Annotated in this window: 9 protein-coding genes; 4 read left to right on the top strand and 5 right to left on the bottom strand. The window is 54.3% G+C overall.

Features of this window, described 5'->3' with window-relative positions; translation table 11 throughout:
- Nucleotides 1–106: 106 nt before the first annotated feature.
- The 3 genes from NSCA4_RS0110580 to NSCA4_RS0110570 all read right to left on the bottom strand — a co-directional run bounded on the left by NSCA4_RS0110580 (nucleotide 107) and on the right by NSCA4_RS0110570 (nucleotide 5550).
- Nucleotides 107–2017, bottom strand: coding sequence for an alpha-amylase family protein (locus NSCA4_RS0110580; protein ID WP_016688094.1), 1911 nt, complete (start codon nucleotides 2015–2017; stop codon nucleotides 107–109).
- A 453-nt stretch (nucleotides 2018–2470) separates the two neighbouring features.
- Nucleotides 2471–4759 carry a TonB-dependent zinc receptor ZnuD gene (gene znuD / locus NSCA4_RS0110575; protein ID WP_029609733.1) on the bottom strand — a complete coding sequence of 763 codons (2289 nt, stop codon included), beginning with the start codon at nucleotides 4757–4759 and terminating at the stop codon, nucleotides 2471–2473.
- A gap of 314 nt (nucleotides 4760–5073) precedes the next feature.
- Entirely contained in the window at nucleotides 5074–5550 is a 477-nt protein-coding gene (locus NSCA4_RS0110570) for a cupin domain-containing protein (RefSeq protein ID WP_016688092.1), read from the bottom strand.
- A 154-nt stretch (nucleotides 5551–5704) separates the two neighbouring features.
- Between NSCA4_RS0110570 and NSCA4_RS0110565 the strand changes: the two genes are divergently transcribed.
- Complete coding sequence (locus tag NSCA4_RS0110565) at nucleotides 5705–6067, top strand: nuclear transport factor 2 family protein (RefSeq protein ID WP_016688091.1); 363 nt, start codon at nucleotides 5705–5707, stop codon at nucleotides 6065–6067.
- Nucleotides 6068–6173: 106 nt separating this feature from the next.
- Here NSCA4_RS0110565 and NSCA4_RS0110560 read toward each other — a convergent pair whose 3' ends face one another.
- The gene (locus tag NSCA4_RS0110560; protein ID WP_016688090.1) at nucleotides 6174–7583 is read right to left on the bottom strand and encodes a leucyl aminopeptidase; all 1410 of its coding nucleotides are present in this window, start codon (nucleotides 7581–7583) and stop codon (nucleotides 6174–6176) included.
- Between NSCA4_RS0110560 and NSCA4_RS15610 the strand changes: the two genes are divergently transcribed.
- From NSCA4_RS15610 to lptG, 3 genes are read left to right on the top strand one after another with little or no spacing between them, the layout of a single operon-like run.
- The gene (locus tag NSCA4_RS15610) at nucleotides 7570–7740 is read left to right on the top strand and encodes a hypothetical protein (RefSeq protein WP_159070296.1); all 171 of its coding nucleotides are present in this window, start codon (nucleotides 7570–7572) and stop codon (nucleotides 7738–7740) included. The genes NSCA4_RS0110560 and NSCA4_RS15610 overlap by 14 nt on opposite strands.
- A 10-nt stretch (nucleotides 7741–7750) precedes the next feature.
- The gene (gene lptF, locus NSCA4_RS0110555; protein ID WP_016688089.1) at nucleotides 7751–8866 is read left to right on the top strand and encodes an LPS export ABC transporter permease LptF; all 1116 of its coding nucleotides are present in this window, start codon (nucleotides 7751–7753) and stop codon (nucleotides 8864–8866) included.
- Nucleotides 8863–9933: an LPS export ABC transporter permease LptG gene (lptG, locus tag NSCA4_RS0110550; RefSeq protein WP_016688088.1), complete on the top strand. Its 1071-nt coding sequence runs from the start codon at nucleotides 8863–8865 to the stop codon at nucleotides 9931–9933. Before lptF ends, lptG begins: the two co-directional genes overlap by 4 nt.
- Before the next feature lie 298 nt (nucleotides 9934–10231).
- Here the strand turns inward: lptG and aroD are convergent, their stop codons facing one another.
- Complete coding sequence (gene aroD / locus NSCA4_RS0110545; RefSeq protein WP_016688087.1) at nucleotides 10232–10999, bottom strand: type I 3-dehydroquinate dehydratase; 768 nt, start codon at nucleotides 10997–10999, stop codon at nucleotides 10232–10234.
- Nucleotides 11000–11415 lie beyond the last annotated feature (416 nt).

The following is an 11415-nucleotide window of genomic DNA, read 5'->3' as shown; positions in this document are numbered from 1 at the left end:
ATCATCGCTTGGGCAGGTTTGATGCCGGATATTTTAAAAAAGGTCGTCTGAAAACGGACAATACCGGTTTTCAGACGACCTTTGCGTTTTTAAGCCGCCTCAATCATCAGGCAATTTCGAGCCACATCACTTGGTAGGGGCGCAGCACCAAATCCTGATTCAGTGCCACGGTCTCGCCGCTGATGAGGTCTTTGGCGCGGGCGGGCATGGCTTGCAGGGTGTGCGCGCTGATGGTCTGCGGGTGTTCGCTGAAGTTGCCGAACGCCAAAAGCGCGTTGTTGCGGATGTAGCCGATGATGTGTTTGTTGTTGGTGTTGAAGGTAACCAGACGGCCGCCGCCCAAGCGCGGGTTGTTTTGGCGGATGTCTATCATGTGGCGCAGGCCTTGATAGATTTGTCCAGCTGCGATGGATGCGTCGTGGCGTTGTTCGTACAACTCGGCGTTGTAACGCGGACGGTGCGCCCAGCGGCTGTCGTCGCTCTTATTGCTGTCGCTTGACCAGTCGTCGTCGTTGAGCGTGCCGACTTCGTCGCCGAGATAGATCAGGGGCAGACCGCCGGTACTCAGGGCGATGCTGTACAAGAGTTTGATGCGGTCAACGGCGTGTGGGTCGTGTTGTGCCAAACCTGCCAAGGCGGCGGCAGTACCGCTGACGCGGCAGTCGCCGGTGTCGGGGTTGTATTGGAAGGGGACGCCGCGCGCGAAGCTGCCGTCGAAATGGTTGACGAAGAAGCGGTTGAGGAATTGGCGGTGGTCGTAGCCGTGGATGCCGAATTGCGATGCGTCTTCGTCGGCAAACGTCCAGCCGATGTCGTCATGGCTGCGGACGTAGTTGACCCATGCGGTATGGTCGGGCAGGTTGTGGCGGTAGGAAAGGGCTTGGTGGAGCAGGTTGACCTCGCGGGTGGCGAGGGTGTTCCACAACAATGCCATTTGCAGCGGGTTGTAGCCGATTTGGCATTCGTCTTGTCCGATGTATTGAACGACTTGGTCGGGGTGGACGATGGCTTCGGATTTGAAGAACACGGCAGGTGCAGCGATGCGCATGACGGCGTTGAATGCGCGGATTAAGGCATGGGCTTGCGGCAGGTTTTCGCAGCAAGTGCCCATTTGTTTCCAAATGAAGGCAACGGCGTCCATACGCAGGATGTCAACGCCCAGATTGGCGAGGAACATCATTTCGCCCGCCATGGCGCGGAACACCCAAGGATTGCTGTAATTCAAATCCCATTGGAAGGAATTGAACGTCGTCCATACCCAGCGTCCGTCTTCTAATTGGGAGAATCCGCCCGGATGCTGGTCGGGGAAGATTTCGCGCAGGGTACGGTCGTATTGGTCGGGCATCCAGCGGTCGGGGAAAATATAGTAGAAATTGTCGAAAAGCGGATCGCCGGCGGCGCAGCCTTTCGCCCATTCGTGTTCGTTGGACGTGTGGTTGAAGATGAAATCGACGACGGCGGAAATGCCCGCTTCGTGCAGCGCGGCAATAACATCGCGCAAGTCGTCTATCGTACCCAAAGCCGGATTGACGTCGCGGTAGCTGCTGACTGCATAGCCGCCATCGCTTTTGCCTTCAGGGCATTTAAACAGGGGCATCATGTGCAGATAAGTCAGCCCCAGCTCTTGAAAATAAGGGATTTTAGCTTTCAAGCCTTTCAAATCGCCCGCAAACAAATCGACATAGCACACGCCGCCGACCTGTTTGTTAGACAAAATCCAATCGGGATCGCTCTCGCGTGCGGCATCAATGGCTTTCAGAGACTTGTCGCGTAGGGAATAGCTTTGCCATGCTTGTGCAATCAGTTGTTCCAGCATGGGCAGGACGGCTTCGTTGTCGTTGTAAACGTTGTCCAGCTCGTGCATCAGCTTGGGAAAATGCTCGTTCAAACGCCTGTCAAACTGTTTCCAGTCTTCGGAAGCTTCGACGGTCGCACGCTGCTGGGGGCTGTATTCTGCCAAGGCGCGCTCTTTGAGATGATGCAGGGTCAAATCGACCTGTTGGGTCTGGGTCAACATGATGTTTACTCCGAGTTGAGGTTGGATTTGTTTGGAAGCCTGATTCCGGTGGAAATGCTGGCCGGAGACAGGCTTATCATACTTTAAGAAACTACTTGTGAACAGAGTTTGGAGAGGAGTAACCGTATTGTTTTATGTGGAATTTTTTTAAATCTAGGGCGGCGGGTGTGTTTGGGGTAACTGTATATATTATTTGGAAAAAAATTTCATGTATGGAAGACGGTAGGGCAGGGGGATGTTTGGGACGAAGGGAGAGAGGAATATCGGATACCTGTCGGATGATTTGGTTTACAAAGGTTTATGACGAGCGCGGAAAGGCTGGATTAATAGTGAAATCAGACGGATGAAAACAATTTCCTTTGACGGAAGTCAAATGATTGGGATGACATGAAGGGATGAATAGAAAAGGTTTTCAGAGGTCGTCTGAAAACCTTTTCTCTTGTCTATCGCCCCTTAAAACTTAAAGTTCACGCCGCCGGTGAAGCTGCGTCCCATTTGCGGGGTGTCGGACAGGAAGCTGCTGTGGGCGTAAACGGATTGGTTGAACAGGTTGTCTGCTTTGACATACCAATTCCACTCGCCGTAGCCGGTGCGGCGGCGGTAGTTTGCACCGAGGTTAAGCATATGGTGTCCGGGCGTACGCGTTTCGTAGCGGGCGAGTTTGTTTTGGGCAAACACGCGGTAGTAGTCGAGATGGGCATCGATGCGGTCGGTCAGCGCGGCATTCAGGTGGAGGCCGAGCCGTGCGGCGGGAACGCGCGGGGCGTTTTGGTCGGCTTGGGCAATGAGTGGGCGGTTGCCGTAGGCGTCTTCCCTGCCGGGCAGCGACGGAAGGTTTTTCAGACGACCTCTGACGTAGTCGCCGGACAGTCCGATGCGGTAGCGCGGCGTGGGTTTGAAGAAGATTTCTCCTTCCGCGCCGTAGAAGTCTGCGCCGGATTGGTTGTAGCGCACGAGCTTCATTTCACTGTCGTCTTCGATAGATTTGGGACCGCGTCCGTCGTTGAGGGTTTGGGCGTAGATGTAGTTGCCGAAGCGGTTGCGGTAGAGTGCCAGATTGTATTGCCAGCGGTCGCCTTCATAGCCCAGCGCAAGTTCGATATTGTTGGAACGCTCTTTGTTGAGGTGTTTGTTGCCGACTTCAAAGGTGTTGGTGGCGACGTGTTTGCCGTGCGCGTACAGCTCTTGCGTTGACGGCAGGCGTTCCTGATGGGAGGCGGTCAGGCTGAGTTTGTGTTGGGGCGAGAAATACCAGTTGCCGGAAAGCGCGAACGAGCGGGCGGTTTGGCGGTGCGCGCCGAGGTCGGGCAGGGGTTGGTTGTAGTAGTTTTCCCGATCAATCAGGGCTTTGTCGTACTGGATGGCGGCTTTTTGTTTTTCCACGCGCACGCCGCCTTCAAGCGAGAAGTTGTCCCAATTTGCCTGTTCTACGCCGAAAAAGCTGTAATGATGCACATCGTTGTCGATCAGCATCGGCTGTTGGACGGTTTCGGGAATGGCGGAAAGCGCGCTGGATTTTTGGGTCAGGTATTGCACGCCCCAACTGCCTTTCAGACGACCTATGGGCAGGTGGCGCAATTCGATGCGGGCATTTTGCGTTTTGTTTTTGAAGAAGTTTTCCACTGCATCGCCCGCTTTTTCGTCGTGGCGGTAGTCGTTGCGATTCAGGTGCACGCGCAGGGCTTCGAAACCGGGGAGCGGCTGCTTCCATTCGGCGCGGATTTCGTAGCGTTTGTTGCGCAGGTCTATCCACGGTCTGCCGCTGTGGGTATGCGCGTGTGCATTATCGTCGTCGTGGAAGCCGCAGCTTAAGCCCGGATTGTCGTAATCGACGTCTTCTTCGGTCAACAGGTGCGGATAAAGCTGCAAATAGCGTTTGTTAATCAAGCTTTTCTGCCAGATGATGTCGGCGTGGCAGTCGTCGTAGAGATGGCTGTGCGCAGGCAGACCGTAGCGGTCGCGACGGTCGCTGTACGCCGCGCCGATAAAGCCTTTCTCGCCCACCCAAGACAGGCCGATGCTGCCCGTTTGCGAATCAGCATGGCTGTCGGGCAGGCGTTTCAGACGACCTTCTTCCTTGCGGTAACGCGGTACGGCATAGTCGCCCGATTTTCGGTACAGCCCTTCCGTGTGCAACACGAAGTTTTTGCCCAATCCGACGTTGATGCCGCCGGACGTGAGTTTTTCTAAATTGCCGCTGCTCAAGCGCAACCCCAGTTCGCCCGATACGCCGTTTTCAGGCATTTTTTCGGGGATTTTTCCGTCGGCAACATCCACCAAGCCCGCCACATTGCCCGAGCTGTACAACAGCGTTACCGGCCCGCGCAGGATTTCGACCTGTTGCGACAAAGCGGTGTCCACCATCAGGGCATGGTCGGGCGAGAAATCCGCCATGTCGCCGGTTTCTCCGTGATGGTTCAACACTTTAATCCGTCTGCCCGTCTGCCCGCGTATCACAGGCGCGGACGCGCCGCCGCCGTATTGCGAAGCATGGACGCCCGGCACGCCGTTGAGCGCGTCGCCGAGATTGACGGCTTTTTGCCGCAACGTATCGCCGCTGATAATTTTGTCGGAGGCAGTCGAACTGTGCAGCAGCCCCGAAGTGGCGCGCGGACGGCTTTTGCCGACGACGTTGACCGTTTCCAAGTCCACCGTCTGCTCCGTTTCATGCGCTTGGGCGACAGCTGGAAGATTGATGATCAGTAATGCTAAAACAATGGGTTTGAGTGTGGTCTGTGTCATTTTTGGTTTCCCGTCATATTTCAAATAAATTGTTATTATATAACATCACATTATTAATATGACAAGAATTTGAAAAAACGACTTGGCTTTGGCGGATCAATAAGCGAAAGCCAAAGCCCACACAGACAGCGCAAAACCGAAAAAACCAAAGGTTATCTGAAACCCAAAATATTGAAAATGATAAGAAAGATGAAAACAGCGACACCGAATCCTCCCGCCGTTTACTCGGAAAGTATCATGTTGCTTAAACAGCAAAAAAAGGTCGTCTGAAAACGCAATATGGTTTTCAGACGACCTTTACGGTTTGATGACTGCTATTTGGCAGCTTGGGCGGCGGCGGTTTCGGCAATCAGGTCAAGGAAGACCAGCGGCTCTTTGCCGATGTTTTTCAGCGCATGAGACTGTCCGGGGCGGGCGATGGTGATGTCGCCGGCGCCGACTTGTGTCTGTTTGCCCGTGCTGTCGGTAAACACGCCTTTGCCCGATACGATGATGTAAACGTCTTCGTTGTCGGTGTGTTTGTGTTCGCCGATGGATGCGCCCGGCGGCAGGGTCAGCCAACCGATTTCTCTGAACGCGTCTTGGGCGGCAGTTTGGTGGCGGTTGAAGGCGAAGCGGCCGAGCAGCGGGCCTTTGCCTCCGGCTGCGTTCTCGCGGTTCCACTCCGCCAAGTCGGCTTTTTTGTACACTTGGACGCTGCGGTCGGTAGGTTTGGCCTGTTCCGCAGCGTGAACGCTGACGGTCATACCGAGCAGAAAGGCGACGGACAATGCGGCAAATAGCGGTTTCATCATGGTTCTCCGTTTGTTGGGTTGTGTCGGATAAATCGTAGGCTGCATTCAGGTAGATTCTGATATTGACGATAGGTAATATTACATAGCATCATTTCCTAGCTTTTCAGCACAGGATGTTCCCTATTACTCAACATCATTAAGAGACAAAAGCATGACCGAAACACAAAAAATCTATACTGCATGGACACAGATGTGGAATGGCAATCTCAACATTGCTGATGAACTGCTGTCAAACAACTTCAAAGCACATCTGACCGCTGATTCCACTCCACCACCTGCGCCCGTAACTGACATCGCCAGCGCAAAGGCTTGGATAACCACCATTCGTGCTAAAGCAGATCTGCATTATGAAATTGTGCTTGGTCCGTTCCGCGACGGCGACATAATTTCCGCCTATTGGCGTGTAACCGCTACGTTCGGCAACCAAACCGCCGTCAAAGTCGGTACGGATTTCTTGAAAATCAAAGACGGTAAGATTACCGACTGCTGGACGATGAACAACAACGCTGCATAATTGAATTACCAAACTCTATTTGTTTTCGGACAGCCTGCATTAGTTGATACAGTCCCGTTTTCAGACGACCTGCGGGGTCGGTTGCTTGCCCCGCAGACGTCAAGGCTTATTTTACGTTGCGCAGATAGTTCAGCAACAGGGGAACGGGGCGGCCGGTCGCGCCTTTTTCGCTTCCGGATTTCCATGCCGTACCCGCGATGTCGAGGTGCGCCCACGGGTAGTCTTCGGTAAAGTAAGACAGGAAGGTGGCGGCGGTAATCGTGCCTGCGCCGGGGGTGCCGATGTTGGGGATGTCGGCGAAATTGGATTTGAGCTGGTCTTTGTAGGTTTCAAAGAGCGGCAGTTGCCATGCTTTGTCGTCCACGTTGCGGGACGCAGCGAGCAGGCTGTCGACCAAATCCTGATTGTTGCCCATCACGCCGCTGACGTCATGACCCAAGGCGATGATGCACGCGCCGGTCAAGGTAGCAACGTCGATGACGGCTTTGGGCTTGAACTGCTCGGCGTAAGTGAGCGCGTCGCACAAAATCAGACGACCCTCGGCATCGGTGTTCAACACTTCGATGGTCAAGCCTTTCATGCTTTTCACGACGTCGCCCGGTTTGTTTGCCGCGCCGGAAGGCATGTTTTCGCAAGTGGCGACGACGGCGATGAGGTTGATCGGCAGTTGCAGTTTGACGGCGGCGCAGAAGGTGCTGATGACGGTTGCCGCGCCGCACATGTCAAACTTCATTTCGTCCATGTTCAGACCGGGTTTGAGGGAGATGCCGCCTGTATCGAAGGTAATGCCTTTGCCGACTAGGACGACGGGGGCGGCTTCTTTGTCGGCAGCGCCGAAGTAGCTCAATTCAATCAGATAGGGGTCTTCCACGCTGCCTTTGGCGACCGACCAAAACGAACCCATGTTTTCTTTGATGTAGTCTTTTTCGATGATTTTGGCGTGTGCGCCCAGTTTTTCGGCTTCGGCTTTGGCGGTGCGCGCTAAAAATTCGGGCGTGCATTCGTTGGGCGCGGCGTTGCCCAAATCGCGGCAGAGGCTTTGTCCGTAAACCTGAGCTTCGGTGATGCGCAGGGCTTCTTTGACGGCGGCTTCGTGTGCGGTGTGGAACACGGCTTGTGCGAATTTGGCGGGCTTGGCTTCTTTTTTGTAGCGGTCGAAACGGTAGGCGGCGTTGCCGAACGCGATGGCGAAGGCTTCGGCTACGGCAGAGGCTTGCGCTTCATCGAAGGCATGGATGTCCGCATTGACCGTTTCCTGATTTTGCGCCCATTTCGCGGCTTCGGCGGCGGCTTTGTTCAGCGCGGCGCGGTCGGTTTTTTCGAGGCGGACGACCGCGACTGCCTGCAAACCGTTGTCCGTCGGGATTTTGGTGTCGGCAAAAGTTTGACCTTCTTCAAGCGAAGACAAAAGGGCAAGGGCGGTCGGGTGGTTTAATTGTGCGGTTTCGGTGCAGACAAATAACTGCGCGCCTGCCTGTTGCGGCTGCAAGGTTCCGGCTTTTGTGCTAAATTCCACGTTTATTCTCCTGATTGAGATGGTTTCGGGTAGTTTCAGACGACCCTTTGCATCAAGAGGTCGTCTGAAAACGGTTGGAAAGATTGTACTCCATTTGAGAGGTCGTCTGAAACCTTGCGCAGACAATCCGCCTGCGCCGAACCGCTACCGCTCCTAGCCGCGATTCTATGATTTATCAAAGAAACTTCATCAAAGAACTCTCTTTTACCGCCGTCGGCATTTTCGTCGTCCTCTTGGCGGTGTTGGTCTCCACGCAGGCAATCAACCTGCTCGGACGTGCCGCCGACGGGCGCGTCGCCATTGATGCCGTGTTGGCATTGGTCGGCTTCTGGGTCATCGGCATGACGCCGCTTTTGCTGGTGTTAACCGCGTTCATCAGTACGCTGACCGTATTGACCCGCTACTGGCGCGACAGCGAAATGTCGGTCTGGCTCTCCTGCGGGTTGGCGTTGAGGCAATGGATACGCCCCGTCATGCAGTTTGCCGTACCGTTTGCCATTCTAATTGCCGTCATGCAGCTTTGGGTCATGCCGTGGGCGGAACTGCGCAGCCGCGAATACGCCGAAATCCTCAAGCAGAAACAAGAATTGTCGATGGTGGAAGCAGGCGAATTCAACAGTTTGGGCAAGCGCAACGGCAGGGTTTACTTCGTCGAAACCTTCGACACCGAATCCGGTATTATGAAAAACCTGTTCCTGCGCGAACAAGACAAAAACGGTAACGACAACATTATCTTCGCCAAAGAAGGCAATTTCTCGCTGAACGACAACAAGCGCACGCTCGACCTGCGCAACGGCTACCGTTACAGCGGCACGCCCGGTAAAGCCGACTACAACCGCGTTTCCTTCCAAAACCTCAGCCTGATTATCAGCACCACGCCCAAACTCATCGACCCCGTTTCCCGCCGCCGCACCATCCCGACATCCCAGCTCATCGGCAGCAGCAACCCGCAACATCAGGCGGAATTGATGTGGCGCATCTCGCTGACCGTCAGCGTCCTCCTGCTCTGCCTGCTTGCCGTGCCGCTTTCCTATTTCAACCCGCGCAGCGGCCACACCTACAACATCCTCGTCGCCATCGGGCTTTTCCTGATTTACCAAAACGGACTGACCTTCCTGCGCAACGCCGTGGAAGACGGCAAAATCCATTTCTGGCTCGGACTGCTGCCCATGCACATCATCATGTTCGCCATTGCCGTCGTACTCCTGCGCGTCCGCAGCATGCCCAGCCAGCCCTTCTGGCAGGCGGTTGGCAAAAGTCTGACATTGAAAGGCGGAAAATGAACCTGATTTCACGTTACATCATCCGCCAAATGGCGGTTATGGCGGTTTACGCCCTCCTCGCTTTCCTTGCCCTGTACAGCTTTTTTGAAATCATCAACGAAGTCGGCGACTTAGGCAAAGGCAGCTATAACGGCGCAACCATGGCGCAATACGTCCTCATGCAGATGCCCGCGCGCGCCTACGAACTCATGCCCCTCGCCGTCCTCATCGGCGGACTCGTGTCCCTCAGCCAGCTTGCCGCCGGCAGCGAACTGACCGTCATCAAAGCCAGCGGCATGAGTACCAAAAAGCTATTATTGGTCCTGTCGCAGTTCGGACTGATTTTTGCCCTCGCCACCGCCGCACTCGGCGAATGGATCGCCCCCGTCCTCAGCCAAAAAGCCGAAAACATCAAAGCTGCCGCCATTAACGGCAAGATCAGTACCGGCAATACCGGCCTTTGGTTGAAAGAAAAAAACAGCATCATCAACGTGCGCGAAATGTTGCCCGACCATACGCTTTTGGGCATCAAAATTTGGCAGCGCAACGATAAAAACGAACTGACTCAAGCGGCAGAAGCAGAATCCGCCGTTTTGAATCCCGACGGCAGCTGGCAGCTGAAAAATATCCGCCGCAGCATATTGGGTGAAGATAAAGTCGAGGTTTCTACTGCTGCCGAAGAAAACTGGCCGATTTCCGTCAAACGCAACCTGATGGATGTATTGCTCGTCAAGCCCGACCAAATGTCCGTCGGCGAACTGACCACCTACATCAGCCACCTCGAAAACAACAACCAAAACACCCAAATCTACGCCATCGCCTGGTGGCGCAAATTGGTTTACCCCGTCGCCGCCTGGGTGATGGCACTCGTCGCCTTCGCCTTCACCCCGCAAACCACCCGCCACGGCAATATGGGCTTAAAACTCTTCGGCGGCATCTGCTTAGGCTTGCTGTTCCACTTCGCCGGACGGCTCTTCGGCTTTACCAGCCAACTCTACGGCGTCCCGCCCTTCCTCGCCGGCGCACTGCCCACCATAGCCTTCGCCTTGCTTGCTGTGTGGCTGATACGCAGGCAGGAGAGAAGATAAAAGATGGATTCGGAGAAAGCGTCGTCTGAAAACGGTTTTGCGAAATACTCTATGCCTGTTTTCAGACGACGTTTTGTTTGGTTTGGTGTTGGGTAGGGCGGGGTAGCGGAGGGTACGGTTTATTTGGATTGTTATAGTGGATTAAATTTAAACCAGTACGGCGTTGCCCCGCCTTAGCTCAAAGAGAACGATTCTCTAAGGTGCTGAAGCACCAAGTGAATCGGTTCCGTACTATCTGTACTGTCTGCGGCTTCGTCGCTTTGTCCTGATTTGAGTTTAATCCACTATATATTTATTGTTATCCGGCGGTGTTACCGTTTTCCAAAACATCCAAGATGTTTTTCAGGTTGGCGGAATCGAGCTGACCGGGGGCGGAGGCGGTTCCTGCCGTGCCGAACGTGATGGCGGAGCCGAAGGTTGAGCCTGCAATGCGGCTGACGAGTCCGAGTTTGCCCATAGAAATGGTAACAATCGGACGGTTTGCAGTTTGACGGGCTTCCCAAGTGGCTTCCAAAAGCGTCAGCACATCGGCGGGACTTTGGGGCATCACGGCGATTTTGCAGATGTCTGCGCCTGCTTCTTCCATTTTTTTCAGACGACCTGTGATGTCGGATTTGACAGGGGTTTGGTGGAAGTCGTGATTACTCATCAGGACGGCAGTGTTGTTCGCTTTGGCGGCAGCAACCGCTTGGCAGACTTCGTTTTCTCCGGCGGAAAGTTCGATGTCTATGATGTCGATGATGCCTGAGGCGGCAGCTTTATCGAGCAACTCGAAATAATACGCTTTGCTGCAAGGGTATTCGCCGCCTTCCTCCGCGCGTCTGAAGGTAAACAGCAGCGGGATTTCGGGAAACGCGCGGCGTACGGCTGCGGCTTGGGCGAGCAGGTATTCGGGATTGCCTGCTTGGACGAAATAGTCGGCTCTGAATTCGATAATATCGAAACAGGCGTGTTCGAGGTTTTTCAGGGCGGCGGATAAGCCTGCTTCGTCTCGGGCAACCAAGGGAACGGCGATTTTCGGCTGCCCGCTGCCGAGCGTGAGATGGCGGATGGTCAGGGTTTTCATGGTTTTTCTGCTGTATTGGTACGATGGCTGTCGAGCAGCGTATCGGGGAACGGTGTCCAGACGACGCCGTTTATACCGCTTTCGGTCAGGCGGCTGCTGACAATCCTAAATCATAGCACGATAAGGTTATGGCTTAGCTGTTGCGACGATTCGGTCGGCTTGTCGGTAAGAAGGTCGTCTGAAAATTTGAAAGATTTATCCACGTTCCATCAGCCCGTTTAAGCAAAAGCCGCTACCGATTATTAACATTATATTTACATTACGCGAGATTACAAATATACTCGTCGCCAAACTGTATGGCTTTGTTTGCCTCAAATCCAAAGCCTGCGAAAGCCCCGCTGCGGGAATCAAGAAAACCGGTTTAGTGAAATCATAAAAAGCAATGCAGGGCGAGGAATCTTTGCATCGGCGGTTTT

Origin of the sequence: Neisseria sicca 4320 (assembly GCF_000193735.1) — a bacterium.
Taxonomy (GTDB): domain Bacteria; phylum Pseudomonadota; class Gammaproteobacteria; order Burkholderiales; family Neisseriaceae; genus Neisseria; species Neisseria sicca_E.
Note: the sequence above shows the minus strand (reverse complement) of the source record. Positions and strands in the feature narration are given on the sequence as shown.